23 protein-coding genes are annotated in these 26,525 nt (G+C 72.8%); 17 read left to right on the top strand and 6 right to left on the bottom strand.

What is annotated here, in order from left to right:
- Nucleotides 1-11 precede the first annotated feature (11 nt).
- On the bottom strand, nucleotides 12-317 hold the full coding sequence (locus OOJ91_RS27575) for a DUF202 domain-containing protein (RefSeq protein ID WP_266249496.1): 306 nt from the start codon (nucleotides 315-317) through the stop codon (nucleotides 12-14).
- Entirely contained in the window at nucleotides 314-706 is a 393-nt protein-coding gene (locus OOJ91_RS27580; RefSeq protein ID WP_266249499.1) for a YidH family protein, read from the bottom strand. The genes OOJ91_RS27575 and OOJ91_RS27580 overlap by 4 nt, the downstream gene beginning before the upstream one ends.
- 42 nt (nucleotides 707-748) lie before the next feature.
- On the opposite strand from OOJ91_RS27580, the gene OOJ91_RS27585 reads away from it, so the two are divergent.
- From OOJ91_RS27585 to OOJ91_RS27600, 4 genes are all read left to right on the top strand, one after another.
- Nucleotides 749-1,546 carry a GNAT family N-acetyltransferase gene (locus OOJ91_RS27585; protein WP_266249502.1) on the top strand — a complete coding sequence of 266 codons (798 nt, stop codon included), beginning with the start codon at nucleotides 749-751 and terminating at the stop codon, nucleotides 1,544-1,546.
- Nucleotides 1,543-1,956 (top strand): hypothetical protein, encoded by a 414-nt coding sequence (locus OOJ91_RS27590; protein WP_266249505.1) that lies wholly within the window; start codon nucleotides 1,543-1,545, stop codon nucleotides 1,954-1,956. Before OOJ91_RS27585 ends, OOJ91_RS27590 begins: the two co-directional genes overlap by 4 nt.
- 177 nt (nucleotides 1,957-2,133) lie before the next feature.
- Nucleotides 2,134-2,913: an electron transfer flavoprotein subunit beta/FixA family protein gene (locus tag OOJ91_RS27595; protein ID WP_266249507.1), complete on the top strand. Its 780-nt coding sequence runs from the start codon at nucleotides 2,134-2,136 to the stop codon at nucleotides 2,911-2,913.
- Nucleotides 2,914-2,927: 14 nt separating this feature from the next.
- Nucleotides 2,928-3,887, top strand: coding sequence for an electron transfer flavoprotein subunit alpha/FixB family protein (locus OOJ91_RS27600; RefSeq protein ID WP_266249510.1), 960 nt, complete (start codon nucleotides 2,928-2,930; stop codon nucleotides 3,885-3,887).
- Nucleotides 3,888-3,980: 93 nt separating this feature from the next.
- On the opposite strand, the gene OOJ91_RS27605 is transcribed toward OOJ91_RS27600, so the two are convergent.
- A complete protein-coding gene (locus OOJ91_RS27605; protein WP_266249514.1) occupies nucleotides 3,981-4,937 on the bottom strand; it encodes an anti-sigma factor in 957 nt (318 codons plus the stop codon).
- On the bottom strand, nucleotides 4,891-5,493 hold the full coding sequence (locus OOJ91_RS27610; protein WP_266249516.1) for an RNA polymerase sigma factor: 603 nt from the start codon (nucleotides 5,491-5,493) through the stop codon (nucleotides 4,891-4,893). Before OOJ91_RS27610 ends, OOJ91_RS27605 begins: the two co-directional genes overlap by 47 nt.
- 229 nt (nucleotides 5,494-5,722) lie before the next feature.
- Between OOJ91_RS27610 and OOJ91_RS27615 the strand changes: the two genes are divergently transcribed.
- From OOJ91_RS27615 to OOJ91_RS27645, 7 genes are all read left to right on the top strand, one after another.
- Complete coding sequence (locus OOJ91_RS27615; RefSeq protein WP_266249518.1) at nucleotides 5,723-6,553, top strand: DUF4397 domain-containing protein; 831 nt, start codon at nucleotides 5,723-5,725, stop codon at nucleotides 6,551-6,553.
- Nucleotides 6,550-7,209, top strand: coding sequence for a class F sortase (locus tag OOJ91_RS27620; RefSeq protein WP_266249520.1), 660 nt, complete (start codon nucleotides 6,550-6,552; stop codon nucleotides 7,207-7,209). Before OOJ91_RS27615 ends, OOJ91_RS27620 begins: the two co-directional genes overlap by 4 nt.
- A 113-nt stretch (nucleotides 7,210-7,322) precedes the next feature.
- Nucleotides 7,323-8,498 carry a cysteine desulfurase family protein gene (locus OOJ91_RS27625; protein WP_266249522.1) on the top strand — a complete coding sequence of 392 codons (1,176 nt, stop codon included), beginning with the start codon at nucleotides 7,323-7,325 and terminating at the stop codon, nucleotides 8,496-8,498.
- 279 nt (nucleotides 8,499-8,777) lie between these two features.
- Nucleotides 8,778-9,851 carry a tRNA 2-thiouridine(34) synthase MnmA gene (mnmA, locus tag OOJ91_RS27630; protein ID WP_266249524.1) on the top strand — a complete coding sequence of 358 codons (1,074 nt, stop codon included), beginning with the start codon at nucleotides 8,778-8,780 and terminating at the stop codon, nucleotides 9,849-9,851.
- A 126-nt stretch (nucleotides 9,852-9,977) separates the two neighbouring features.
- On the top strand, nucleotides 9,978-10,982 hold the full coding sequence (locus OOJ91_RS27635; protein WP_266249526.1) for a methionine synthase: 1,005 nt from the start codon (nucleotides 9,978-9,980) through the stop codon (nucleotides 10,980-10,982).
- A gap of 37 nt (nucleotides 10,983-11,019) precedes the next feature.
- Complete coding sequence (locus OOJ91_RS27640; RefSeq protein WP_266249528.1) at nucleotides 11,020-11,391, top strand: VOC family protein; 372 nt, start codon at nucleotides 11,020-11,022, stop codon at nucleotides 11,389-11,391.
- A 30-nt stretch (nucleotides 11,392-11,421) separates the two neighbouring features.
- The gene (locus OOJ91_RS27645) at nucleotides 11,422-12,432 is read left to right on the top strand and encodes an ADP-ribosylglycohydrolase family protein (RefSeq protein ID WP_266249530.1); all 1,011 of its coding nucleotides are present in this window, start codon (nucleotides 11,422-11,424) and stop codon (nucleotides 12,430-12,432) included.
- A 336-nt stretch (nucleotides 12,433-12,768) separates the two neighbouring features.
- Here OOJ91_RS27645 and OOJ91_RS27650 read toward each other — a convergent pair whose 3' ends face one another.
- A complete protein-coding gene (locus OOJ91_RS27650) occupies nucleotides 12,769-13,368 on the bottom strand; it encodes a type II toxin-antitoxin system PemK/MazF family toxin (protein WP_266249532.1) in 600 nt (199 codons plus the stop codon).
- 324 nt (nucleotides 13,369-13,692) lie between these two features.
- Here OOJ91_RS27650 and ligA point away from each other — a divergent pair, with 324 nt between their 5' ends.
- From ligA to OOJ91_RS27680, 6 genes are all read left to right on the top strand, one after another.
- Entirely contained in the window at nucleotides 13,693-15,828 is a 2,136-nt protein-coding gene (gene ligA, locus OOJ91_RS27655; protein ID WP_266249533.1) for an NAD-dependent DNA ligase LigA, read from the top strand.
- A 193-nt stretch (nucleotides 15,829-16,021) separates the two neighbouring features.
- Complete coding sequence (locus OOJ91_RS27660; RefSeq protein ID WP_266249535.1) at nucleotides 16,022-18,997, top strand: EAL domain-containing protein; 2,976 nt, start codon at nucleotides 16,022-16,024, stop codon at nucleotides 18,995-18,997.
- 123 nt (nucleotides 18,998-19,120) lie between these two features.
- Nucleotides 19,121-19,426: an Asp-tRNA(Asn)/Glu-tRNA(Gln) amidotransferase subunit GatC gene (gatC, locus tag OOJ91_RS27665; protein WP_007456314.1), complete on the top strand. Its 306-nt coding sequence runs from the start codon at nucleotides 19,121-19,123 to the stop codon at nucleotides 19,424-19,426.
- The gene (gene gatA, locus OOJ91_RS27670; RefSeq protein ID WP_266249539.1) at nucleotides 19,423-20,898 is read left to right on the top strand and encodes an Asp-tRNA(Asn)/Glu-tRNA(Gln) amidotransferase subunit GatA; all 1,476 of its coding nucleotides are present in this window, start codon (nucleotides 19,423-19,425) and stop codon (nucleotides 20,896-20,898) included. The genes gatC and gatA overlap by 4 nt, the downstream gene beginning before the upstream one ends.
- A 13-nt stretch (nucleotides 20,899-20,911) precedes the next feature.
- A complete protein-coding gene (gatB, locus tag OOJ91_RS27675) occupies nucleotides 20,912-22,411 on the top strand; it encodes an Asp-tRNA(Asn)/Glu-tRNA(Gln) amidotransferase subunit GatB (RefSeq protein WP_266249541.1) in 1,500 nt (499 codons plus the stop codon).
- A gap of 103 nt (nucleotides 22,412-22,514) precedes the next feature.
- Nucleotides 22,515-24,872: a transketolase-like TK C-terminal-containing protein gene (locus tag OOJ91_RS27680; protein ID WP_266249542.1), complete on the top strand. Its 2,358-nt coding sequence runs from the start codon at nucleotides 22,515-22,517 to the stop codon at nucleotides 24,870-24,872.
- Nucleotides 24,873-24,898: 26 nt separating this feature from the next.
- On the opposite strand, the gene OOJ91_RS27685 is transcribed toward OOJ91_RS27680, so the two are convergent.
- Nucleotides 24,899-26,470 carry a metallophosphoesterase gene (locus tag OOJ91_RS27685; RefSeq protein ID WP_266249544.1) on the bottom strand — a complete coding sequence of 524 codons (1,572 nt, stop codon included), beginning with the start codon at nucleotides 26,468-26,470 and terminating at the stop codon, nucleotides 24,899-24,901.
- Nucleotides 26,471-26,525: the final 55 nt, after the last annotated feature.

Below are 26,525 nucleotides of genomic sequence, written 5' to 3' on the forward strand. Positions count from 1 at the left end.
ACCGCGTCGCGTCACCACAGTCCGCGAACCGTCACCAGCACGCCGAGCACCGCGAGCCCGACGGTGCCCAGCGCGACCAGCGGTAACGTCCGGCCGCCGGTGCGGGCCGTCCCGGTGCCGGTGCTCCGGGGCCAGCAGAGCACGAGCGCGCCGCCCCAGACCAGGACTGCCGCACCGGCGACAAGCGCTCCGAACGGGCCGCCGTTCGACGCCAACCGGACGGCGAGCGCGGTCACCACGGTGAGCGTCAGCAGGGTGCGTCGCCAGGCCAGCCGGGTCCGCTCCGGTTGCAGCCCGGGATCGCGCCCGGCGCTCACCGTCCGCCGATCGCCCGCGCCAGCACCGCGATGACCAGTAGCACCGCGCCGACGCCCACGGCGAGGGCGAGGACGGCGGGAAAGCGGGAGGCGGGCAGCTCCTGACCGAGCCGGATGGCCCGTTCGGTACGCGCCCAGTGGTCCACCGCGCGGATCGCGACGGCGCCGCCGAGCAGCAGCAGCGCGACCGCGATGACCTCCCGCAGGTGACTCATCGGCAGTTGCGGAAGGAACTGCGCGGCGGCCAGCCCGCCACCGACAAGCGCCAGGCTGGTGCGCAACCAGGCCAGGAAGGTCCGCTCGTTGGCCAGCGAGAACCGGTAGTCCGGCGTCTCACCGACCGCGCGCGCCTCGGCCGGGTCGAACCACCGCCTGATCGCCTCCCACATGCTGGGAGATTATCCGCTTCCCCAGGGCCTTAGCCTGGTGTGGTGACGGATCTTGATGTGACCACGCTGCGCACCGCCTACGACAACCAGCTCCGCCCGGAGATCCCCGACCCGATCCCGGCCGGGGTGACTGTGGAGCGGGACGGGCCGCTGGTCCGGATCATCGGGCTCGACGCCGGCGGGTTCCTCACCTACCGCGACCTGGGCGGGTTGACCGGCGACGCGCTTGACGAGCTGATCGCCCGGCAGGTGGCGCTGTTCCGCGAGCGCGGCCAGTCGGTCGAGTGGAAGCTCAACGAGCACGACGAGCCGGCGGACCTGGCGGACCGGCTACGCGCCGCCGGCTTCGTGCCGGAGGACCGGGAGACAGTCGTGGTCGGGCCGGTCGCGCCGCTTGCCGCCGCGCTGCCCGTCGTCCCCGAGGGGGTACGCCTGCGTGAGGTGACGTCCCGCGCCGACCTGGAGCGGATCGCCGCCATGGAGGAGGAGGTCTGGCAGGAGGACCGCTCGCACCTGGTGTGGGGGCTGGCCAAGGAGATCGACGCCGACCCCAACTCGATCACGGTCGTGGTGGCCGAGGCGGACGACACCGTGGTGAGCGCCGGCTGGGTGCGGTTCCCGGCGAACACCGGCTTCGCCACCCTGTGGGGCGGCTCGACCCTGCCGCAGTGGCGGCACCGGGGCATCTACCGGGCGCTTGTCAACTACCGGGCGCGGTTGGCGGAGCAGCGGGGTCGCACGCTCATGCAGGTCGACTGTTCCGAGGACAGTCGGCCGATCCTGCAGCGGCTCGGCCTCGTCCCGGTCACCACCACCACCCCGTACGTCTACACTCCGTGATCATGGAGCAGCGGTTGACGGACGAGGAGCGCTTGACCCTCAAGACGGGCGCCTTCGGCGCGGTCTTCCTGGTCTCGAACGCCGACCCGGGGATGCTGGGCGTGATCCGGGAGAGCGTCGCCGCCTCCGGCGCGTTGGCCGACGCCAGTGGAGTGGTCAAGGAGGCGCTGACCACAGGTCCCCTGCCCCGGCTGCCCCGGGACTCCCAGTTGGAGATCGAGTCGGTGGTGTTGCCGGCGCTCGGCCGGGCGGTCCGGATCCTGCGGGAGAAGTCGCCGGGCGACGTCGAGGCGTACCGGTCGGTGGTGCTGACCGCGGCGGACCGGGTGGCCCGCGCGCACGACGGTGTGGCTGCGGCGGAGGCCGCCGCCATCGACCAGATCCGGGATGCGTTGGCCGAGCCGGCCTGACGGGTGAGCTGTGTCACTCTCCGTGCCCGGGAGCCGCAACCTACTGGCAGGTAACATTGCGCTCGTGGGCAACTGCACAACAGCTCACGGTTGACCTGGCGTCGACCGACGCGCGAGGCTGCGGCCCAGACCGGGCGAGCCAGTCGCAACACCACACAGGAGGGTCGTCGAAGCGCGATGAACATCGTCGTACTCGTCAAGCAGGTGCCTGATTCGGGCGCGGACCGCAACCTGCGCAATGACGACAACACCGTCGACCGCGGTTCGGCGAACAACGTGATCAACGAGATGGACGAGTACGCCATCGAGGAGGCGCTGAAGATCAAGGAAGCGCACGGTGGCGAGGTCACCATCCTGACCATGGGTCCGGACCGGGCGACCGAGTCGATCCGCAAGGCGCTCTCCATGGGCCCCGACAAGGCCGTGCACGTGCTGGACGACGCCCTGCACGGTTCCTGCGCCGTGGCCACCTCGAAGGTGCTCGCCGCCGCCCTCGGTCAGTTGAACGCCGACCTGGTGATCTGTGGCGCCGAGTCCACCGACGGCCGGGTCCAGGTCCTGCCGCACATGATCGCCGAGCGCCTCGGCGTCGCGGCGCTCACCGGCGCCCGCAAGCTCACCGTCGACGGCGCCACGCTCACCGTCGAGCGGCAGACCGAGGAGGGCTACGAGGTCGTCACCGCCTCCACCCCGGCCGTGGTCTCCGTGTGGGACACCATCAACGAGCCGCGCTACCCCTCGTTCAAGGGCATCATGGCCGCCAAGAAGAAGCCGGTGCAGACGTTCTCCCTGGCTGACCTCGGCGTCGCGCCGACCGAGGTGGGCTTCGACGGTGCGACAAGCGCCGTCGTCGAGCACACCAAGCGCCCGCCGCGTTCCGGCGGCGCCAAGATCACCGATGAGGGCGAGGGCGGCGTCAAGCTGGTCGAGTTCCTCGCCACCGAAAAGTTCGTGTGAGAGCGGGTCTGGACATGTCTGAGGTTCTCGTCGTCGTCGAAGCCACCAAGGAATTCGGCGTCAAGAAGGTCACCCTGGAGATGCTCACCCTCGCCCGCGAGCTGGGCACCCCGAGCGCCGTGGTGCTCGGTGGCGCCGGCGCCGCCCAGGCGCTGAGCGCCAAGCTGGGCGAGTACGGCGCGGAGAAGATCTACGCCGCCGAGGGTGACGAGATCGACGGCTACCTGGTGGCTCCCAAGGCCACCGTGCTGGCCGAGCTGGTCAAGCGGGTGCAGCCGTCCGCCGTGCTGCTGGCGTCGGCCCAGGAGGGCAAGGAGATCGCCGCCCGGCTCGCCGTCAAGCTCGACAACGGCATCCTGACCGATGTGGTCGGCCTGGACGCCGACGGCACCGCCACCCAGGTCGCCTTCGCCGGCTCGACGATCGTCAAGTCCAAGGTCACCAAGGGCCTGCCGCTGGTCACCGTCCGGCCCAACTCGGTCACCCCGGCCCCGGCCGCCGCGAGCCCGGCGATCGAGCAGCTCACCGTGTCGGTCACCGACACCGACAAGCTGGCCACCGTCGTCGAGCGGGTCGCCGAGCAGAAGGGCTCCCGCCCCGAGCTGACCGAGGCCGGCGTGGTCGTCTCCGGTGGTCGAGGTGTCGGCAACGCCGACAACTTCAAGCTGGTCGAGGAGCTGGCAGACCTGCTCGGCGGCGCCGTCGGCGCGTCCCGCGCGGCTGTCGACTCAGGCTTCTACCCGCACCAGTTCCAGGTGGGCCAGACCGGCAAGACGGTCTCCCCGCAGCTCTACGTCGCGCTCGGCATCTCCGGCGCCATTCAGCACCGGGCCGGCATGCAGACCTCGAAGACGATCGTCGCCGTCAACAAGGACGGCGAGGCCCCGATCTTCGAGCTTGCCGACTTCGGCGTGGTGGGCGACCTGTTCAAGATCGTCCCGCAGGCCGCCGAGGAGATCCGCAAGCGCAAGTGACCGCGTGACAGAGAAAGTGGCCGCCCGTCGCCGGGCGGCCACTTTTTCGTGGGGAGCTGATCGGCGGGCCGGGGAGCTGAGCCGGCCCGCCGATCAGCCCGTCAGGGTGCCCCTCAACAGGCTGTCGCCGGAGTGGCGGGTGTTGTTGTCGTACTGCTCGGCGGAGACGTCGACCACCGAGTAGCTCTTGAGGTCGACGTTCGGGGGCAGGGGCAACACAGCGTCCGAGTCGCCACCGAGGGTGCCGATCGAGAACATCTCCATGTTCGTCGGGTTGATGAGCCAGACCTCGTAGTACCCCGGCACGCGCGGGAGATTCGCCACATGCAGATGCAGTTGGCCGCTCTGCAGAACCCGCGCGTCACCCTGGGCGGACTTCGGCGTCGAGCCGAACGCCGCCAGCGGCGCGCTGGCCAGCACCGCGGGCGTCGGAGCGGGCGCCGGCTCGTCCGGACGCAGCACCGAGACCGTGCCCACCACGCCGATCGCCGCCGCCGCGACGGCGGTCACCGCGGTGGCCGCCCAGCGCGACCAGCCGGTACGCCGACGGGCCGGTGACCTGCGGCCCGCCCCGGGGCCCGCCACACCGGGCCCCGAAGGCCCGGCCGGCGAGCCGCCCGGCCGCTGCCCGGTCGTCGCCGGCCCGACCGTCGTCGGCCCGACCGTCGTCGCCGGCCCGGTCGTCGCCGGCCCGGTCGTCGCCGGCCCGGTCGTCGCCGGCCCGGTCGTCGCCGGCCCGGTCGTCGCCGGCCCGGTCGTCGCCGGCCCGGTCGTCGTCTGGGCGGCGGCCTGCTGGCGGCGGGCCTCGGTCAGCGACGGTACGGCCTCGGCCGCCCCGATCTCGGCGGCGATGCCCTGCCAGATGTGGTCCGGCGGGTCGGGCAGGTCTCCCAGGCCCTGCGTCTCCACGCCGAGCCCGGCCACCTGCCGCAGGGCCGTCAGCTCCGTGCGGCAGTGCGCGCAGGTGTCGAGGTGGGTGCTCTCCCCGTCGTCCGCATCGCTCTCACCGAGCGCCAGAAAAACCAGCCGCTCGTGCTCCAGGTGCTGCACCGTCCACCTCCCATCTGCGTTTCAAGCTCGCCATGCCGCGTCGGATGTGACTCTTCACGGTGCCCAGCGGCACCCCTGTCACCGCGGCTATCTGCTGGTGTGTCAGGTCGTCGTAGAAGGCCAGCTCCAGCATGCGTCGCTGGTCGTCGGGCAGGCGTGCCAGCTCGTCCGCGATCACCAGCCGGTCCACCACCCGGTCCGGGTCCGGCGCGGTCTGCACCTGCTCGGGCAACTGTCGGACCGTCTCCACCACGCGGGTCTCCCGCGCCGTGGCCCGCATCCGGTCGATCACCTTGCGTCGGCCGATGCCGAGCAGCCAGCCGATCAACGAGCCCTTGGCCGGATCGAAGGTGTCCCGTCCCAGCCAGGCGGCCACGAACGTCGCCTGGGTCACGTCCTCGGCGTCGGCGCGGTTGGCCAGCATTGACGTGGCCAGGTGGAGCACAGCGCGGCCGTAGCGGTCGTACGCCTCGCGCAGCGCCACCTCGTCGCCGGACCGGAACTGGGACGCCAGGTCGTCCACCGGTGGGTCCGGTTGCTGCGGTAACGCCGTCATCGGGCGGCCAGCCTTCGATGGGGCATGCCCGACTGTAGCTGCCACAGCCTCCGCCCCACTCTCCCGGTCGATGTCATCTCACCAGCTCTTCGTCTGTCGGGCCCGGTCCGGATGCGGTCGTGACCGGAAAAGAAATCGCGTCGAGGGCGCATCCACCCGTCGCGGAGCCGGCGTAACCCGTTCTGCAAGCCAGGCCTGACGAATCAGCACCAATCACCAGGAGGCAGACATGCAGCTCTCGTACTTCCGTCGGGTCGCCGCGGGCGGCGCCGTCGCCGCGTTGGCCTTCGCCGGCGTCGCCGCGTTCACCGCCACCCCCGCGTACGCCGCCACCTCGAAGGTCTCGGTCGTGCACGGCATCCCGGACACCCCTGTCGACGTCTACGTCAACGGCAAGAAGACGCTCGACAACTTCAAGCCCGGTGACGTGGCCGGCCCGCTGAACCTGGCCGAGGGCGAGTACGACATCGCCCTCACCAAGCCGGGCGAGCCGGTCGGCAGCGCGATCCTCAAGGTCGACAACGCCAAGGTGCCGGGCGGGGCGAACATCAGCATCGCTGCGCACCTCGACGCCGCCGGCAAGCCGAAGATCACGCCGTTCGTGAACGACGTCTCGAAGGTCGACGCCGGCAAGGCCCGGCTGATCGTGCGGCACACCGCTGCCGCCCCGGCGGTCGACGTGCGTGCCGGTGGCACCCCTGTCTTCAAGGGCCTGACGAACCCCAAGGAGGCCAAGGGCGACGTCGACGCCGGCACGGTGAAGGCGGACGTGGTGCTTGCCGGCACCGACACCGTGGCCATCGGCCCGGCCGACCTCAACCTCAAGGAGGGCACCGCGACGATCGTCTACGCGATCGGCTCCGCCGAGGGCAAGTCCCTCGACGTGGTGGCCCAGACGATCACCGGTCTGCACTCCGCCCCGGGCGGCGTGCCGAGCGGTGACGGTGGCCAGGCAGGCACCGGCGTGCAGACCTGGTGGTACGCGCTGACCGGTGCCGGCGTACTCCTGCTGCTCGGTGGTGGGGTGCGGATGGCGACCGCGCGGACCGGTCGCAAGTGACGGTGCGCAACCGCGGCGCGCTGGCGGCCCTGGCCGCCGGCGTTGCCGCGCTCACCGTCGCCACCCTGGTGGCGTGCAACTCCCAGCCGGCGGAGAACGTCGGCGTCGAGGAGGCGAGCACGCTGGCCGCCAGCGCGACCCCCTCGGCCGTCGGGGGTGACCCCTCGGTGCCGGTGACCGCCGGTGAGCTGCCCGCCGGCGTCCGGATCGTCCCTCCGGTCCGGCTGGTGATCCCCGAGATCGACGTCACCGCCACGGTGAACGCGGTAGGCATCAACGAGCGGACCAACGAGTTCGAGGTGCCGCCGAGCGTCGACGAGATCGGCTGGTACCGCTACGGCCCCGGCCTGGAGACGGGCGCCGGATCGGTGGTCATCGCCGGTCACGTGGACAGCGCCAAGCAGGGCAGGGGTGCGTTCTTCCGGCTTCGCGAGCTGGACCAGGGCGACACCCTGACCGCGACCGGCAGCGACGGCAAGGCACGGAAGTACCGGGTGGTCGCCCGGGAGGAGTACGCCAAGACCAAGATCCCGCTGGAGCGGTACTTCGCCCGCGACGGCAAGCCGCGACTGACTCTGATCACCTGCGGCGGGCCGTTCGACGCCAAGGCCCGCAAGTACCGCGACAACATCGTCGTCACGGCGGTGCCCGCCTGACCGGGCGCTCCGGGGTGGGCGGAGCCCTCTGCCCGCCCCGGCCCGCGTCCCGCAGACGTCGGGGTCCCCTCCGGCATTCGGCTCCCGACCCCTCGGCCGTACGCTGAACGGTGATGGCTTACCTGGATCACGCGGCGACGACTCCGATGCTCGATGAGGCACTGGAGGCGTACGTCGCTACCGCCCGCGAGGTCGGCAACGCGTCCTCCCTGCACGCGGCTGGTCGTCGTGCCCGTCGTCGGGTCGAGGAGTCGCGCGAGCGGGTGGCCGCGGTGCTGGGCGCCCGGCCGTCCGAGGTGATTTTCACCGGTGGGGGCACGGAGAGCGACAACCTCGCGGTCAAGGGCATCTTCTGGGCCCGCCGGGGCGCCGGCCCCGACCGCCGACGGGTCATCTCCAGCGCCGTCGAGCACCACGCCGTGCTGGACTCGGTCGACTGGCTGGTCGAGCACGAGAGCGCCGAGGTCGGCTGGCTGCCGGTGGACTCCGCGGGCCGTCTCGACCCGGAGGACCTGCGTGCCGAGCTGACCGCGCACGCCGACCGGGTGGCAGTGGTCACCGCGATGTGGGCCAACAACGAGGTCGGCACCGTGCAGCCGGTGGCCGAGCTGGCCGCCGTCGCCGCCGAGCACGGCGTGCCCTTCCACACCGACGCCATCCAGGCCGTCGGGCAGGTGCCCGTCGACTTCGCCGCCAGCGGGGCCGCCGCGCTCACCGTCACCGGGCACAAGCTGGGCGGTCCTACCGGGGTGGGCGCGCTGCTGCTCGGCCGGGACGTCGCGGCCGTACCGCTGCTGCACGGTGGCGGCCAGGAACGCGACGTCCGTTCCGGCACGCTGGACACCGCAGGCATCGTCGCCTTCGCGGTCGCCGTCGAGTCGGCGGTGAAGGGCCAGCAGGAGTACGCGGCCCGGGTGGCCGCGCTCCGCGACGACCTGATCGAGCGGGTCCGCCGGGCGGTGCCCGAGGTGATCTACAACGGTGATCCGACCGACCGGCTGCCCGGCAACGCGCACTTCTCCTTCCCGGGCTGCGAGGGCGACGCCCTGCTGCTCCTGCTGGACGCCCAGGGCATCGCCTGCTCGACGGGTTCGGCCTGCTCCGCGGGGGTGGCCCAGCCCTCGCACGTGCTGCTGGCGATGGGCGCCGACGACGACCGCGCCCGTTCCTCGCTGCGTTTCACCCTCGGCCACACCAGCAGCCAGGCCGACGTGGACGCCCTCGTCGCGGCCCTACCGGCAGCCGTGGAACGCGCCCGCCGCGCAGCGGCCCCCCGCACCCCCCGCTAACCCCAACCCCAACCCCGGCCCCCGGCGTCCCCGCGCCCCCCGGCCCCCGCCCGGCCCCCGCCCGGCCGGCGCCCGCGCCCGCGCCCGCGCCCGCGCCGATCATGAAGTTACTGCCCCGCAGATCGGCGTGTCGTGGCGATAACTTCATGATCGACGCGGTGCGTCGGGCCTGCGCGCGTGGGTTGGTGCGGGGGCGCGGGCTTGGCTGGGATGGGGATGGGGGTTCAGCGGCGTGGTGGATAGGGTTGGGGCCGGGCCTGTGGGCAGGGGGGTGTGCTGGTGAGGGTTCTGGCGGCGATGTCGGGCGGGGTGGACTCGGCCGTGGCGGCGGCGCGGGCGGTGGCGGCGGGGCACGACGTGACAGGCGTGCACCTGGCGCTGGCACGCAACCCGCAGACGTACCGGACCGGGGCGCGCGGCTGCTGCACCCTGGAGGACTCCCGGGACGCCCGCCGGGCCGCCGACGTGATCGGCATTCCGTTCTACGTGTGGGACATGGCCGACCGCTTCCACGAGGACGTGGTCGACGACTTCGTGGCCGAGTACGCCGCTGGTCGTACCCCTAACCCCTGCCTGCGCTGCAACGAGAAGATCAAGTTCGCGGCGGTGCTGGACCGGGCGGTGGCCCTGGGCTTCGACGCGGTGGTCACCGGCCACCACGCCCGCCTCGGCCCGGACGGGCTGCTGCGCCGCAGTGTCGACATGGCCAAGGACCAGTCGTACGTGCTGGCGGTCCTCACCCGCGAGCAGCTCGACCGGTCGATGTTCCCGCTCGGCGACTCGACGAAGGCGCACGTCCGCGCGGAGGCCGCCGAGCGCGGCCTGGCGGTGGCCGACAAGCCTGACTCGCACGACATCTGCTTCATCGCCGACGGGGACACCCGTGGCTTCCTCGCCGGCCGGCTCGGCGAGGCGCCCGGCGACGTCGTCGACGCGAGCACCGGCGCGGTGGTCGGCAGTCACACAGGCGCGTACGCGTACACGGTGGGTCAGCGTCGCGGTCTGCACCTGGACCGACCCGCGCCCGACGGTCGGCCACGCTACGTGCTCTCCATCACGCCGAAGACCAACACGGTGACTGTCGGCCCGGCCGAGGCGCTGGAGGTGTCGAGGGTGCGGGCCACCCGCCCGGTGTGGACCGGTAGCCCCCGACCGACCGCGCCTGTCGAGTGCGAGGTGCAGTTGCGCGCGCACGGTGACGTGGTACCAGCGACCGTCGACCTCGACGGCGACACGCTGCACGCCGAGCTGCGTCGGCCGGTCCGCGGTGTCGCCGCCGGTCAGGCCGTGGTCGCGTACCGTCCGGACCCGGCCGGCGACATCGTCCTCGGCTCCGCGACCATCACCGGCTGACCGCGCGGTCGCCGAGCGGCCGGATCGCGGTCAGCGGGGGGCCGGGGCGCGGGCATCGCGGGACCGGCGCGCCGGCGGTGCGCGGTCGCCGAGCGGCCGGCGCTTCCAGCGGGATAGCCTTCCGCCGTGACAGATCAGGCGTGGCCCTGGCCGGCCGGCGCGGCGACCGGTATCGGCTCGCTGCCCGGCACCGACATCGCCGAGGCCCAGCGGGTGGTCCTCGGTGAGCTTCCCGAGCTGCCGCACCTGCCCGAGCTGCCGGGGCGCGGCCCCGGAGCCGACCTGATCGGCCGGAGCGCCGGGCTGCTTGTCGAGCTGCCCGTCGAGCTGTACGCCGGGCGGTGGCGGGTCGCGCCCCGGTCCGGCCGTGACCTGCGCCGGGCCCGCGACCTGATGGAACGCGACCTGGACCAGCTCGCCGAGCAGGCGGAGGGGTACGCCGGCCCGATCAAGGTGCAGGCCGGCGGCCCACTCACCCTGGCCGCCTCCCTGGAGCTGCCGATCGGCGGCCGACTGCTGCGTGACCCCGGCGCCGTCCGCGACCTCACCGGCTCCCTCGCCGAAGGGCTGCGCGGGCACGTCGCGGCGGTCGCCCGGCGGCTACCGGGGGCGTCGGTGCTGCTGCAACTGGACGAGCCGTCGCTGCCGACCGTGCTGGCCGGGAGGGTGCCCACCGAGAGCGGGCTGGGCGCGTACCGGGCGGTGGATTCGGCCGACGCGGCCGCCCTGCTGCGCACTGTCGTCGACGCGGTGGGCGTACCCACCGTGGTGCACTGCTGCGCCCCGCAGGTGCCGCTGGAGCTGATCCGCTCCACCGGCGCCGTCGCGGTCGCCCTCGACCTCGACCTGGTCACCGAGCTGGACCCGCTGGGCGAAGCCATCGACGCGGGCCTCGGGCTGCTGGCCGGCGCCGCGCCGACCCGGCCGCCGTCGGCCGGTGGCGCACCGACCTCCGCGCAGATCGCCGACCGGGTACGCCAGATCTGGGACCGCCTCGGCTTTCCCCGCCGCCAGCTCGCCGAGCAGGTGGTCGTCACCCCGGCCTGCGGCCTGGCCGGCGCCACCCCGCAGTACGCCCGGGCGGTGCTCGCGGCGTGCCGGGACGCCGGCCGCCGGTTCACCGAGGAGTGACGTTTTCCTGTCGTACCTGCGGGGCAGGATGACGGTCATGATTGGACAGCTACGTTCAGTGGTGATCGACTGCCCCGACCCGCGGGCGTTGGCGGCGTTCTACTCCGAGCTGCTCGACATCCCCCTGGTCGAGGGCGAGGGCGAGGGCGACGACGAGTGGGTGGTGCTTGGCGGCCCGCCCGGTCACCAGCCCCGGCTGGCGTTCCAGCGGGCGCTCAACCTGCGGCCGCCGGCCTGGCCCGACCCGGAGCGCCCGCAGCAGTTCCACCTGGATGTGACTGTGGACGACATCGAGAGCGCGGAGAAGGCGGCGCTGGCGCTCGGTGCTCGGCGGCTGCCCGGCGAGGGCGAGGGCTTCCGGGTCTACGCCGATCCGGCCGGCCATCCGTTCTGCCTCTGCTGGGACTGAGCATGGCGTGGGTTGCGGCGGCCCGGCATCATGGCCGCCGTGATCCACTCCTCCCCGCTGCGCGCATCCGGTTCGCTCTTCGGCCTCGCCTACGGCGACGCCCTGGGCAAGCCCACCGAGTTCCTGACCGTCGCCGAGATCCAGCGCCGCTACGGCTCGACCGGCCCGCGTGAGCTGGCCGGCGAGCCGGCGCTGGTCACCGACGACACCCAGATGGCGCTGGCGGTGGGTTGGGCGCTGCACGAGGCGCCGTCGCTGACACCGGAGATGGTGGAGCCGCTGCTGCGGCGGCGCTTCCTGGCCTGGGCGGTCAGCCCGGACAACAACCGCGCCCCCGGGATGACCTGCCTGCGCGCCTGCGCCGACCTGGGCCGAGGGCTGCCCTGGCAGGAGGCGACTGTCGCCGACTCGAAGGGCTGCGGCGCCAACATGCGCGTGACGCCTGTGGGGTTGCTCGACACCGACCTCGACACGCTGGCCGGGCTGGCCCAGTTGCAGGCCGGACTGACCCACGGCCACCCGACCGGGTTGGCGGCCAGCGAGCTCACCGCGTACGCGGCCTTCGCGCTGCGCGCGGGCGCCACACTGCCTGAGCTACCCGCCTTGCTCGCCGAGCGGGCGCTCGCCCAGCGCCTGATCTACCGGGAGCGGTGGCTGGGTGATCTCTGGCAGCGCGCCGGCTCCTCGTCTCCAGCCGACTTCATCGCCGCAGGCTGGGACGAGTGCCTGGCCGCGCTGCGCCGACTGACCATCGCTCTCGGCGAGCCGGACGACGGCGGCGACCCGTGCCGGGCCACCGGTGAGGGCTGGGTGGCCGAGGAGGCGCTGGCCACGGCGCTGTTCTGCGCCGTACGTCATGCCGACGACCCGGTCGCGGCCCTGGCCCGGGGCGCGACCACCGCCGGCGACTCCGACTCGATCGCCGCCCTGGCCGGCGCCTTCGTGGGCGCGGCCACCGGGATGGCCGCCTGGCCGCCCGAATGGGCCCACCGCATCGAGTACGCCGACCAGCTCGCCACCCTCGGCGCGGCCTGGGACTGACCCACCGTCCCCCGGCCCGGCCCGGCCCGCTCAGACCTGGCTCGGCCCGTTCGGCCTGGCTCGGCCCGTTCGGCCTGGCTCGGCCCGTTCGGCCTGGCTCGGTCCGTTCGGCCTGGCTCGGTCCGTTCGGCCTGGCTCGGTCCGTTCGGCCTGGCCCGGCCCGTTCGGCCTGGCCCGTTCGGCTCGGCCTGGCTCGGCTCGGCCTGCCCGGCGCGGCCTGGCGGTGATCCACTCGGATTCCTGGAAGTCGCGGTGTTGCTGGTCGGCGGATGCCCCGGATTCCTGGAACCCGAGTGGATCATGGCTCAGGCCCGGCCCCCGGCGCGTGGCTCGTTGTCAGCTGGTGGGGAGGTGGCGCAGGTTGCGGACCTTTCGCCACAGGTCGGCGTCGCAGCGGCCGGCGCGGTCGGCGAAGTCGGCCGAGCTGATCCGAGTCGGCTCGGTCAGGCTCAGGTAGCTGTCGTGCTCGGCGTCGGGATCCCAGTCTCGGGTGGGGATCCGGACGTGGTCGTCCCGGTCGCTCTTGTCCTGGCTGGTGATCTTCAGGACGTCGGCGCCCCGGGAGTCGGCGCGCAGCACCAGGCAGGGCCGGACCTTCGAGCCGCTGCCGTCGGCGTACGGCACGTCGGCCCACCAGATCTCGCCTGCCGTCGGCGTGGCGGTCGCGCGATCGGTGTCGCGGGAGCGCGGCGCGGTGGTCGGTCGATCGGTGCCGCGTGGCCTCGGCGGCGCGGGACGGCGACCACCCGTGCGGGTCGGGGCCCCGCGAGCCGGTCGGTCGGCCGAGCGTCGGCTGTTCGCCCGGTGCCGCCAGCTGTTCCATGCCCAGCCGGCGGCAACCGTCAGCAGGATCGCCGCCGCCCAGAGCAACGCCTCGGTCATCGCCACCTCCGCGTCAGTGCGGCCCGGGGCCGCCTCGTCCGGCGATCGTCGCACGTCACCGCCCCTTCCGCCCGCCGACGACACCGCCGCCCGCGCGGCCAGACTCTCCCGCCTGCGGGCCGACGGGAGCTGATCGACTCCACATCGCCGATGTGGGGGCATCAGGGCGCGCGGACACCCCCATGTCGGCGACCTGGAGTCGATCAGCGGCCGGCGAGTCCGGCGTCGATTGCCGTTCGGCGGCCCCGGGGCGGCACGGGTACGGGTTGCGCGGGGCGTCACCGGTGGCGCAGGTGGGCGGCGGATTGTCACCCCGGACCGATACCGTGCCTTAGTAGCGTGATCAGGGAGGTCGCAGGCGTGTCCGAAGGTGGCGGGGTGTCCGAGGAGCAGATCGGTCAACAGGTCAGCCCGGCTCAGGAGGCGGCGGCCGGCGCGGAGCCGACGCCGCAGGCGCGGGAGCGGCACGCCACCCTCAGCCGTGAGCTGACCGAGCATCAATACCGCTACTACGTGCTGGACTCGCCGATCATCACCGACGCCGAGTTCGACAAGCAGTTGCGCGAGTTGGAGGCGTTGGAGGAGGAGTTCCCGGCGCTGCGAACGCCGGATTCGCCGACCCAGCGGGTGGGTGGCACCTTCTCCACCGACTTCACCCCGGTCACGCACGCGGAGCGGATGCTCTCGCTCGACAACGCCTTCGCCGACGAGGAGCTGGCAGCCTGGGCCGAGCGGGTCGAGCGGGACGCGGGCGGGCCGGCGCCCTACCTCTGCGAGTTGAAGGTCGACGGCCTGGCGATCAACCTGACCTACGAGGCCGGCCGGCTGGTTCGTGCGGCCACCCGTGGTGACGGCCGCACCGGCGAGGACGTCACCGCCAACGTGCGCAGCATTCGGGACGTGCCCGGGCAGCTCGCGCCGTCCGCCGAGTTCCCGACGGTGCCCGAGCTGCTGGAGGTCCGGGGCGAGATCTACTTCCCGGTGGCCGCATTCGCCGACCTCAACGCGAGCCTGGTCGAGCAGGGGCGGGCGCCGTTCGCCAACCCACGCAACGCCGCCGCCGGCAGCCTCCGGCAGAAGGACCCCCGGGTCACCGCCTCCCGACCGCTGCGCCTCGTCGTGCACGGCATCGGCGCCCGCCGAGGGTTCCAGCCGACGGCGCAGTCGGAGTCGTACGCGGCGCTGAAGGCGTGGGGGCTGCCGACGAGCGACAGGTGGCGGGTCGTCCCGGACCTGGCCGGCGTGGCGGAGTACATCGCCTACTACGCCGAGCACCGGCACGACGTCGAGCATGAGATCGACGGTGTGGTGGTCAAGGTCGACCCGGTCTCCATCCAGGGTCGCCTGGGCTCCACCAGCCGTGCCCCACGTTGGGCGATCGCCTTCAAGTACCCGCCGGAGGAGGTCACCACCAAGCTGCTCGACATCGACGTCAACGTGGGGCGTACGGGTCGGGTCACGCCGTTCGCCGTCCTCGAACCGGTGCGGGTGGCCGGCTCCACAGTCGCGCTCGCCACTTTGCACAACGCCCGCGAGGTCGAGCGCAAGGGCGTGTTGATCGGCGACACGGTGGTGCTGCGCAAGGCCGGCGACGTGATTCCCGAGGTGCTCGGCCCGGTGGTCGACCTGCGGCCCGCCGACGCCCGCCCGTTCGTCATGCCGACCACCTGCCCGGCCTGCGGCACCCCGCTCGCGCCCTCGAAGGAGGGCGATGTCGACATCCGGTGCCCCAACACCCGCAGTTGCCCCGCCCAGCTCCGCGAGCGGGTGTTCCACCTCGCCGGTCGTGGCGCGTTCGACATCGAGGTGCTGGGCTACAAGGGCGCGGCGGCACTGCTGGACGCGGAGATCATCGCCGACGAGGGTGATCTCTTCCAGCTCGATGCCGACCAGCTGTCCCGGTCGCCGTTCTTCGTCAACAAGGACGGCACCCTCGGCAGCAACGCGGTAAAGCTCCTCGACAATCTGGCCGTCGCCCGGGAACGTGACCTGTGGCGGGTGCTTGTGGCGCTCTCCATCCGGCACGTCGGCCCCACCGCCGCGCAGGCGTTGGCCCGGCACTTCCGCTCGATGGAGGCGATCGACGCCGCGAGCGAGGAGGAGCTGTCCTCGGTCGACGGGGTCGGGCCGACAATCGCGGCGAGCATCCGCGAGTGGTTCGCCGTCGACTGGCACCGCGAGGTGGTCCGCAAGTGGGCCGAGGCGGGCGTACGGATGGCCGAGGAGGCCGTGGACGAGGGCCCGCGCCCGCTGGAGGGGTTGACAGTCGTGGTGACCGGCACCCTCGCCGGCTTCTCCCGGGACCAGGCCGCCGAGGCCGTGCAGACCAGGGGCGGCAAGGTCAGCGGGTCGGTCTCCAAGAAGACGAGCTTCGTCGTCGTGGGGGACAATCCGGGGTCCAAGGCCGACAAGGCGGCCAGCCTCAAGGTGCCGGTGCTCGACGAGGACGGGTTCCGGGTGTTGTTGGACGCGGGTCCGGACGCCGCACGGGAGGTCGCCCGGGTGGAGGGCTGACCGCCGCCGCACGCCCGGCTCGGCAGCACCGCCTGACCGCCGGCCACGCCGACGCGGCAACCCGTCGCGTATACCAACTTAATTACGACTACGACCGATTCGTGACTGTCATACCGGGAAACCCGGGGCTGAGGGCGTTTCATTGGGGCACGGCGTGCTCACTCGGCACGTCGACAGTCGGTCGGGAGGTGTGATGGAGGTCGCCGACCCGCGCAACTCCGTCCCACCGGGGCGGGTGACGCCGATCGCCGCCTTCGTCGTCGGCATCCTGGTGGTCGCGGCACTGACCGCCGCGGGTCCACTCACGACGCTCCCCGACGAGTTGCCCCGGCTGCCGGTGGCGTTCTGGACGATGGCCGCCCTCGCGGTGGTCTGCGACGCGCGCCCGTTCGTGCCGCCGGGGCGACGGCAGACCTCGGCGGTCTTCCCGTCCACCTGTTTCACCTTCGCGATCCTGCTCGGTTGGGGGCTCGGCCCGGCGGTGGCGGTGCAGGCCGTCGGGGTGATCGTCTCCGGTTGGCGGATGCGCCACGCCGCGTGGCGGACCGCGTTCAACGTCGGCCAGTACGCCTGCGCCCTCGCCGCCGCGTACGGCGTCATCCAGCTCGGGCCGGGCCCCGTCTTCTCCGGCGGTCGTCTGCACGTCACCGACGTGGTCGCCGTTGGCGGGGCGACGCTGGCCTGGTTCGTCGTGAACTACGGCCTGGTGAGCTGGGCGGTGCGGCTGCGCTTCGGCGACCGCTGGTGGCCCACCGTCCGTCAGGGCATCGGTTTCGAGCTGCTCTCCACCGGCTCGCTGCTGCTGCTCGCCCCGGTGCTGGTCGCCGCCGCCCGTCTCAGCGCGGCGCTGATCCCGCTGGTGCTGGTGCCGCTCTTCGCCGTGTACCGGATGGCCCGGCTGACCGTCGAGCAGCAGCACCTCGCCGCCGCCGACCCGCTGACCGGGTTGCCCAACCGTAAGGCGTTGCTGGCCGAGGTGGCCGAGCAGGTGCACCTGCACGCCGAGCGGGCCGCCCGCGGCGAGCCCGGAGGGCGCCTGGCCCTGCTGCTCATCGACCTGGACCGCTTCAAGAACGTCAACGACGCGCTCGGGCACGCGGTGGGCGACCGGTTGTTGGTGGAGGTCAGCGCCCGGCTCACCGACGTGGAACCTCGGCCGCAGATGATCGCCCGGCTCGGTGGGGACGAGTTCGCGATCGTGATGACAGGGCTGACCGACGTGGGCCAGGCACGTGAGCTGGCCGACCGGGTCGTCGGGGCGTTGGCCGAGCCGGTGCCGTTGGACGGACTGCCGTTGGACGTCGGCGGCTCCATCGGGATCGCCCTCTTCCCGGAGCACGGGGAGGACTTCGCCACCCTGATGCGGCACGCCGACGTGGCGATGTACGACGCCAAGCACCGCAACGACACGGTCGCCGTGTACGCCCCCGAGTCGGACCACAACTCGGCCGAGCGTCTCGGTCTCCTCGCCGACCTCCGCCGGGTGCTGGAGTCCGGCCCGTCGGCCGCCGGCCCGCTCGACCCCGCGCCACCGCAGAGCCAAGCCGAGCACGCCGGCCGCGCCCGCCACACCGAGCACGCCGGCCAAGCCGAGCATGCCGGCCACGCAAACGCCGAGCACGCCGGCCACGCAAACGCCGAGCACGCCGGCCACGCAAACGCCGAGCACGCCGGCCACGCCGAGCACGCCAACGCCGAGCACGCCGGCCACGCAAACGCCGGCCACGCCAACGCCGAGCACGCCAACGCCGGCCACGCCGAGCACGCCAGCCACGCCGAGCACGCCAACGCCGAGCACGCCAACGCCGAGCACGCCAACGCCGGCCACGCCGAGCACGCCAACGCCGGCCACGCCAACGCCGAGCACGTCGGCCACGCCAACCGTGCCAACGCCGGCCGCGCCGACCAGGCCAACGTCGGCCGTGGCGAGGCGGGGGAGTCCGAGCGGACGGCAGACGTACCCCTCGCTGCGGAGGCCGAGGTGCGCGGCGGTGACGGTGCGGCGCTGCCCACTCCGGCGACGGCCGAGGTTGCGCCGCATCCGGGCGGCGCGCCGGTGATCGCCGCGGCGCCGCCGGCCGGCGGGCGGTGGTGGGGTCGCCGGCGGCGGGCCGGCGGCGACCTGGTGCACGCCGACGAGCTGATCAACCGGATCGCCACCGGCGCCGACCCGATCCGGGGCCGCAACAGCCGCGCGACGATCCCCGGCACCCGCCCCGGCCCGTCGCGGGGCCTGCGTGCCGGCGGCCAGGGGCGGCGATCGCCGAACGGCGGGGCGGTGCCCCCGCCGAGCGACGGCCGTCCGGCGCACGCCGCCATGGCGGTTCCGGAGGACCAGGCGATCGAGCCGACCGGATGGGTACGCGACGACGGCGAGTCGGTCGACGACGCCGGTGAGATCACCATGTACTACCAGCCGCAGATCGCCATCGCGACAGGCGAGGTCGTGGGCGTCGAGGCCCTGCTGCGGTGGCGGCACCCGCGCCGGGGCATGGTCGACCCGGAGGAGTTGATCCGGGTCGCCGAGCAGAGCGCGGTGATGCGGCTGCTCACCCGGCGGGTCGTGGACGACGTGGTGGAGCAGCTCGCCAAGTGGTCGGCGGCCGGCATCGGGCTGCGTGCGGCGCTCAACGTCAGCGTGCGGGACCTGCACACCGGCGAGATCGCCGACCAGATCGCCGACCGGCTCGCCCGCTACGGGGTACCGGCCGAGCGGCTGCAACTGGAGATCACCGAGGGTGCGCTGATGGCCGATCCGCGCCGGGTGCTGGCCACGATCTCCCGGCTGCACCGCATCGGGGTGGCCATCGCGCTTGACGACTTCGGCACCGGATACTCGTCGCTGCAACACCTGCGCCGCCTTCCGCTGTCCGAGGTGAAGGTGGACCGGTCGTTCGTGCTCGGCATGGCCGAGGACGCCGACGACGCGGCGATCGTCCGGTCGATGATCGAGTTGGCGGGCGCGCTGGGGCTGCGGGTGGTCGCCGAGGGCGTGGAGGACGAGCGGACGTGGCGGATGTTGTACGCCGCCGGCTGCGACGCCGCCCAGGGCTGGTTCTACGCCCGCCCGATGCCCGCCGAGGAGCTGGTCACCTGGCTGGCCCGCTACCGGCCGGTCCGCCCGACGGGTGGCCCGGAGCCGGAGGCCGGCCGCCGTTCGATCCGCTGACCCACCCGAGCAGCCGGCGGAGGGGGCGGAACAATAGACTCGCTCCGGTCACCGCGCGTCACACTGCTCGCGTCGCGCGGCCGGCAGACCGCCCGACCAGCAGGACATCAGAAGGGGGCACGGATGGCCGCCATCTCCCGCGAGGAGGTCGCGCACCTGGCGCGCCTGTCGCGGCTCGCCGTCACCGAGGAGGAGCTGGACACCTTCGCCGGCCAGCTCGACGTGATCCTCCAGGCGGTCGCCCAGGTCGGTGAGGTCGCCGCCGCGGACATCCCGCCGACCTCGCACTCGGTGCCGCTCACCAACATCTTCCGCGAGGACGTCGTCACGCCGTGCCTGACTCCGCAGGAGGCGCTGTCGGGCGCGCCGGACGCCGAGGACCAGCGGTTCCGCGTACCGCGGATCCTGACCGAGGATGTGGCCTCATGACCGATCTGACGCGAATGACCGCGACGGAGATCGCCGCGCTTGTCGCCGGCGGCGAGACCTCCGCCGTCGAGGTGACCCGGGCGCACCTGGACCGGATCGCCGCGGTCGACGAGCAGGTGCACGCCTTCCTGCACGTCGACACCGACGGCGCGCTCGCCGCGGCCCGCTCGGTGGACGAGCGCCGGGCCGCCGGCGAGGAGTTGGGCCCCCTGGCCGGTGTGCCGGTCGCGGTGAAGGACGTGCTCGCCACCCGTGGCGTACCGACAACCGTGGGGTCGAAGATCCTGGAGGGCTGGCGCCCGCCGTACGACGCGACGATCGTGCAGCGGTTGCGCGCGGCCGGCACGGTGATGCTCGGCAAGACGAACATGGACGAGTTCGCGATGGGCTCCTCCACGGAATACTCGGCGTACGGGCCGACGCACAACCCGTGGGACCTGAGCCGGATCCCGGGCGGCTCGGGTGGCGGCAGCGCGGCCGCGCTTGCCGCGTACGAGGCGCCGCTGGCGATCGGCTCGGACACCGGCGGCTCGATCCGCCAGCCCGGAGCGGTCACCGGCACCGTGGGCGCGAAGCCCACCTACGGCGGCACCTCCCGCTACGGGCTTGTCGCCTTCTCGTCGTCGCTGGACACGCCCGGCCCGTGTGCCCGTACGGTGCTCGACGCGGCCCTGCTGCACCAGGTGATCGGCGGGCACGACCCGCGCGACTCCACCTCGATCCCGCAGCCGGTGCCGGACGTGGTGGCGGCGGCGAAGCTGGGCGCGACAGGTGACCTGACCGGCGTGCGGCTCGGCATCGTCAGCGAGTTCGTCGGCGAGGGCGCCGAGCCGGGCGTGATGGCCGCGTTCCGCGAGTCGGTGGACGCGCTTACCAAGATGGGCGCCGAGGTCGTGGAGATCTCCTGCCCGACGTTCGCGTACGCGTTGCCGGCGTACTACCTGATCGCCCCGAGCGAGTGCTCCTCAAACCTGGCCCGGTTCGACGGTGTCCGGTTCGGCCTGCGCGTCGGCGACGACGGCAACCGGTCGTTGGAGGAGGTCATGTCGCTGACCCGCGAGGCCGGCTTCGGCCCCGAGGTGAAGCGTCGCATCATGCTCGGCACGTACGCGTTGTCGTCGGGTTACTACGACGCGTACTACGGGCAGGCGCAGAAGGTCCGTACGCTTATCACCCGGGACTTCACTGCCGCGTTCGAGCGGGTCGACGCGTTGATCTCGCCGACCACCCCGTTCACGGCCTTCCCGATCGGCGCGCGCACCGCCGACCCGTACCAGATGTACCTGGCCGACCTGTTCACCATTCCGACGAACCTGTACGGCGGGCCGGGCATCTCGGTGCCCTGCGGTCTCTCCGAGGGGCTGCCCGTCGGCCTGCAGGTGATGGCCCCGACGATGGCCGACGACCGGATGTACCGGGTCGCCGCCGCGCTGGAGTCCGCGGTCGGCACGTTCACCCCACCGGCACTGTGAGGCAGGAGCCCAGATGACGACGACGCTGCCCGCGTACGACGAGGTCGTCGCGCGCTACGAACCGGTGATCGGCCTGGAGACCCACGTCGAGCTGGGGACGAACACCAAGATGTGGTGCGGCTGCCCGACGGACTTCGGCGGCGAGCCGAACACCCGGGTCTGCCCGGTCTGCCTGGGGCTGCCGGGGTCGCTGCCGGTGGCCAACAAGGCAGCCATCGAGGCGATCATCCGGATCGGCCTCGCGCTGAACTGCTCGATCGCCGAGTGGTGCCGCTTCGCCCGGAAGAACTACTTCTACCCGGACATGCCGAAGAACTTCCAGATCAGCCAGTACGACGAGCCGATCTGCGTCGACGGGTACCTGGACGTCGAGGTGGGCGGCGAGACGGTGCGGATCGAGATCGAGCGGGTGCACCTGGAGGAGGACACCGGCAAGACGTTGCACGTCGGTGGCGCCACCGGCCGCATCCACGGCGCGACCGAGTCGCTCGTCGACTACAACCGGGCCGGCATCCCGCTCGTCGAGATCGTCACCAAGCCCATCCCGGGCACCGGTGCGCTGGCTCCCGACGTGGCCCGCGCGTACGTCACCGAGCTGCGGGACGTGATCCGCACGCTCGGCGTCTCGGACGTGCGGATGGAGGAGGGTTCGCTGCGCTGTGACGTGAACACCTCGCTCAACCTGCCGGGTCAGGAGTGGGGCACCCGCACCGAGACCAAGAACGTCAACTCGTTGCGGTCGGTGGAGCGGGCGGTCCGTTCGGAGATGCTGCGGCAGGCGTCGGTGCTGGATGCGGGCGGCCGGATCACCCAGGAGACGCGGCACTTCCACGAGGACACCGGCGACACCACGCCGGGGCGCTCGAAGGAGACGGCCACCGACTACAGGTACTTCCCGGAGCCGGACCTGGTGCCTGTCGCACCGGACCCGGTCTGGGTCGCCGAGCTGAAGGCCGCCCTGCCGGAGCTGCCCCGCGTGCACAGGCGTCGTCTGCAGGAGCAGTGGGGCCTGTCGGACCTGGACATGCAGTCGGTGCTCAACGCCGGCGCGGTCGAGCTGATCGAGGCCACCGTGGCCGCCGGCACCACCCCGGCGGCGGCCCGCAAGTGGTGGCTTGGTGAGCTGTCCCGTCGGGCCAACGAGAGCGGCGTGGAGCTGGCCGACATCGGGGCCACCCCCGCGCAGGTCGCCGAGCTGCAGGGCCTTGTCGACGCGGGCAAGCTCAACGACAAGATGGCCCGTACGGTGCTGGAGGGCGTGGTCGACGGTGAGGGCTCACCCACCGAGATCATGACCAGCCGGGGCCTGGAGGTCGTGTCGGACACCGGCGCGCTCACCGTCGCCGTGGACGAGGCGATCGCCGCCAACCCCGGCATCGCCGACAAGATCCGTAGTGGCAAGGTCGCGGCTGTCGGCGCCCTCGTCGGCGCGGTCATGAAGACCACCCGTGGTCAGGCCGACGCGAAGACGCTCCGTGAGCTGATCCTGGAACGCCTCGGCGTCCAGGGCTGATCCGTCCGATCGAACACCGCTGGCGCGGGACGCGCCAGCGGTGTTCGCCGTGCACCGCATCCCCTCGCGAGGGCGTCAACGGCGACGCCCGGATGGAGTCACAGTGAACCAGCACGACCTTGATGTCCTCGACGAGATCCAGCGGCGGGTGCTCTGGCTCGCCACCCGGATCGTGGACGCCGCCAACCACGACCGGGCCACCGGCGACGGGGTCAAGGTCGGCGGCCACCAGGCGTCAAGCGCATCCCTCGTCACGGCGATGACAGCCCTGTGGTTCGCCCACCTGGACGCCGAGGACCGCGTCGCCGTCAAGCCGCACGCCTCGCCGGTGTTCCACGCCATCCAGTACCTGCTGGGCAACCTGGACCGCTCGTACCTGCCCCGGCTGCGGGCCCGGGGCGGTCTCCAGTCGTACCCGTCGCGCACCAAGGACCCCGACGAGGTGGACTTCTCCACCGGTTCGGTGGGTCTGGGCGCGGCGGCGCCGCTCTTCGCCGCCGCCACCCGCCGCTACGTCGACGCGCACTTCGGCGCCCGTCCGCACTCCCGGTTCGTGGCGCTCATCGGCGACGCCGAGCTGGACGAGGGCAACATCTGGGAGGCGGTCGCCGACCCGGCCACCACCGGGCTGGGCAACGTCATGTGGCTCGTCGACTTCAACAGGCAGTCCCTGGACCGGGTGGTGCCCGGCATCCGGATCAACCAGTGGCGCGGTCAGTTCGAGGCGGCCGGTTGGCACGTCGTGGAGGTCAAGTACGGCCGTCGGCTCGCCGAGGCGTACGCCCGGCCCGGCGGCGAGGCGCTGCGCGACTGGATCGACGCGATGCCCAACGAGCAGTACCAGTCGCTGTTCGGGTTGACCGGGCCGGCGCTGCGCAAGCAGTTCCTGGACGGCGCGCCGACCGAGGTGGGCGCCTTCACCGAGGGCATCGACGACGAGGAGCTGCGCCCGCTCGTCACCGACCTGGGTGGGCACGACCTGCAGGCGATGCTCGACGCGTACGCCCAGTGCGACGCGGTCACCGACCAGCCCAGCGTCGTCTTCGCGTACACCGTGAAGGGTTGGGGTCTGCCCATCGCCGGCAATCCGCGCAACCACTCGGCGCTGCTCAGCACCGAGCAGGTCGACGCGCTGCGGGCCGCGCAGGGCCTGACGGCCGAGACCGAGTGGGACCGCCTCGACCCGGCGTCACCCGCCGGCATCCGGGCCGGCGCCCGCCGCGAGGCGCTGTCCCGCGCGCCGCGCGAGCGCGCGCTCGGGGTCACCGTTCCGGAGAGCACGGGAGTACGCGCCAACAAGCCGATCTCCACGCAGGAGGTCTTCGGTCGGGTGCTGGTGGACCTGGCGCGGGACCGGGAGGTGGGCCGCTACCTGGTGACCACCGCCCCGGACGTGGCGACCTCCACGAACCTCGCCGGGTTCATCAACAAGACCGGGGTGTTCGCGCCCACCGAGCAGCGTTCCTGGACCGAGGACCGGATGCTGCGCTGGACCGAGAGCCCCGCCGGGCAGCACATCGAGCTGGGTATCTCGGAGATGAACCTGTTCCTGCTGCTCGGCCAGCTCGGCCTGTCCTGGGACCTGTCCGGGCAGCCGTTGCTGCCGGTGGGCACGGTCTACGACCCGTTCGTGCTGCGCGGCCTCGACGCGTTCCTGTACGGGACGTACTCCGGCTCGCGGTTCGTGGTGGCCGGCACCCCGTCCGGCATCACCCTCGCTCCCGAGGGCGGCGCCCACCAGTCCACGATCACCGCCTCGGTCGGCCTGGAGCTGCCCGGGGTGACCTTCCTCGAACCGGCGTACGCGGGCAGCCTCGACTGGCTGCTCTGCGACGCGCTCGGGCAGATCGCGGGCGGGGCGGCCCCGGCCGCGACGGCAGCGCCGACCGAGGACGGCGCGTACTACTTCCGGTTGAGCACCCGACCGCTGGACCAGGCGCCGTTCGAGGCGGCCCGCGCCCGCCTCGGTGACGCGGTGCTGCGCCGACAGGTCGTCGCCGGGGCGTACCGGCTGGTCGACGCGCACCAGGCGTACCCGCACCTGGTCGACGCCCCGGTGGTGCAACTGGCCGCCTCCGGCGCGGTGCTGCCCGAGACGCTGGCCGCCGCGGCGGAGCTGGCCGAGGAGGGCGTCGCCGCGCACGTGGTGGACGTGACCTCGCTGGACCGGCTGTACCGGGCGTGGCAGCGCACCCTGCGCCAGGGCGTACGGACGGCGACAGTGCCAAGCGTGCCGGGCGCGCTGCGGTCCGCGTTCGCCGACCGGGTGCCGGTGGTGACGGTGCACGACGCGGCGTCGCACGCGATGGCCTGGCTCGGGTCGGCCCTCGGCGCCCCGGCGGTGCCGCTCGGGGTGGACGAGTTCGGCCAGTCCGGCAGTGTGGCCGACCTGTACGAGCTGCACGACCTGCTGCCCGGCAGCATCGTCAACGCCGCCCTGGCCGCGCTCGCCCTACGCTGACCCGCCCCGCACGCCCCGGCCCGCGCTCAGCGGGTCGGGGTGGGGGTGACCGAGGCGGGCGTGCCGGCGTTCGGGTCCTGCACGATGTGGCGTTCCAGGTTGACCTGGGCCTGGCCGGTGCCGCCGACGGTGATGTCGTCGTACGCCTGGAGCATCTTCTGCTGGTCGAAGTAGAGCACTGTCATCGACAGCGGGGTCGGCTTCTCACCCTCCAGGCCGCGCAGCCCGGCCCCACCTGTCGAGCCCTCCACGAACAGGGCTGTGGGTTGCTGACCGGCCGCCTGCGGCAGCTTGGAGACCTGCCGGGCGTGGGTGTGCCCGGCCAGCACCAGCGGGCAGGTCCCGGCGAGCGGCCCGGCCGACGCCGGGTCGTGTACCAGCGCGATGTTCACCGGCCGCGGGGAGCTGCGCACCGTCGCGGCGAGCTGGTCACCGACGCCGATCACCTGGTCGGCCACCTCCTGGGTCAGTCCGCTGCCGGCCGGGGAGGTGTTCTTGTCCGGGGTGAAGCGCGGGTCGCCGATGCCGGCGATGGTCAGTCCGGCGACAGTGGTGGTCGAGTTGTTCAGCACTATCGCGTTCGGCTGGCGGGCCACCGCCGCGGCTGTCTTGCCCGAGTCGTGGTTGCCCCGGATGAACACGTACGGCTTCTTGAGCAGGCTGATCGAGCCGACGAAGGACGCCTCCGGCTCACTGCCCCAGTCGGTGATGTCACCGGTGTCGATGACCACGTCGATGCCGAACTGCTCCACCACCGTGCGGATCAACTGCCAGCCGGTCGGGTTGAGGTGCATGTCGGAGACGTGCAGGACCCGGGTGGTGCCGGGTGCCGGCTCCAGCACCGGCAGGGCCGACACCGTCGTGTAGAGCTGGCTGACGTTGCCGACGATGCGTTGCAGCTGCTCGGCGTACTTGGTGTAGTCGTTGGCGATGCGGCGGGCGTCGCCGACGATGGCCGGCGCGTTGACAAGCAGGCCCTCGTAGCGCGGCTCCTCGATCGCCTGCGGTCGCAGGGTCGCGGCGGCCGTGCCGAGGCTGCCGGCGGTGACCAGCAGCGACAGTCCGCCCGCCCAGGCGGTACGCCGCACGTTGCGGAAGATCAACCCAGCCAGGATGAGGGTGACCAGGACCGCTGATCCGAGGGTGCGCAGGCCCAGCCGCATCACCCCGGAGCGGACGTCCTCCACGGCGCTCTGGCTGGCGCGGCTGATGCTCGCCGGGTCGTCGAGCAGCGCCTCGGTGCGCCCCTGGTCCAGCGCGCCCAGCCGCACGGTGAGGTGGGTCGGCCCGCTGTGGCTGTCGAGCAGCAGTGCGCCGAGCGGTGGCACGTCGATTGTCGTCCCGCCGTCGCTCGCCGGGGAGAGGGTGAGGTTGGCGCGGAACGGCCCGATGTCGGTGTTCACCCGACCACCGGCCAGCACCCCGAGCACCGCCCCGGCCAGGGCCACCGCGAGCACGGCGAGGATCACACCCGTACGCCGCACCGGTCCACCGGGCCGGCCGATACGCCGGCCCGCCGGGCGCGACGGCTCGCCGCCGGTCACCGGGTCGCCCCGGTCCTCGGCGTCGTCGTGCTGCTCGTCGCGTTGCCCGTCCATGCTGAGATTCTGACCTGCCCGTCGGAAGATCTTGGCAAACCTGCGTGGAAGGTGA

The sequence above is a fragment of the Micromonospora lupini genome (assembly GCF_026342015.1).
GTDB classification, from domain to species: domain Bacteria; phylum Actinomycetota; class Actinomycetes; order Mycobacteriales; family Micromonosporaceae; genus Micromonospora; species Micromonospora lupini_B.

Bases quoted from the DNA above. Each gene is read 5' to 3' on its own strand.
- OOJ91_RS27615 (WP_266249518.1), top strand. From the start codon at position 5,723: ATGCAGCTCTCGTACTTCCGTCGGGTCGCCGCGGGCGGCGCCGTCGCC.
- OOJ91_RS27640 (WP_266249528.1), top strand. From the start codon at position 11,020: ATGATTGGACAGCTACGTTCAGTGGTGATCGACTGCCCCGACCCGCGG.
- OOJ91_RS27580 (WP_266249499.1), bottom strand. From the start codon at position 706: ATGTGGGAGGCGATCAGGCGGTGGTTCGACCCGGCCGAGGCGCGCGCG.
- OOJ91_RS27625 (WP_266249522.1), top strand. From the start codon at position 7,323: ATGGCTTACCTGGATCACGCGGCGACGACTCCGATGCTCGATGAGGCA.
- OOJ91_RS27595 (WP_266249507.1), top strand. From the start codon at position 2,134: ATGAACATCGTCGTACTCGTCAAGCAGGTGCCTGATTCGGGCGCGGAC.
- gatA (WP_266249539.1), top strand. From the start codon at position 19,423: ATGACCGATCTGACGCGAATGACCGCGACGGAGATCGCCGCGCTTGTC.
- OOJ91_RS27685 (WP_266249544.1), bottom strand. From the start codon at position 26,470: ATGGACGGGCAACGCGACGAGCAGCACGACGACGCCGAGGACCGGGGC.
- gatB (WP_266249541.1), top strand. From the start codon at position 20,912: ATGACGACGACGCTGCCCGCGTACGACGAGGTCGTCGCGCGCTACGAA.
- gatC (WP_007456314.1), top strand. From the start codon at position 19,121: ATGGCCGCCATCTCCCGCGAGGAGGTCGCGCACCTGGCGCGCCTGTCG.
- OOJ91_RS27660 (WP_266249535.1), top strand. From the start codon at position 16,022: ATGGAGGTCGCCGACCCGCGCAACTCCGTCCCACCGGGGCGGGTGACG.
- OOJ91_RS27610 (WP_266249516.1), bottom strand. From the start codon at position 5,493: ATGACGGCGTTACCGCAGCAACCGGACCCACCGGTGGACGACCTGGCG.
- OOJ91_RS27600 (WP_266249510.1), top strand. From the start codon at position 2,928: ATGTCTGAGGTTCTCGTCGTCGTCGAAGCCACCAAGGAATTCGGCGTC.
- OOJ91_RS27645 (WP_266249530.1), top strand. From the start codon at position 11,422: ATGGCCGCCGTGATCCACTCCTCCCCGCTGCGCGCATCCGGTTCGCTC.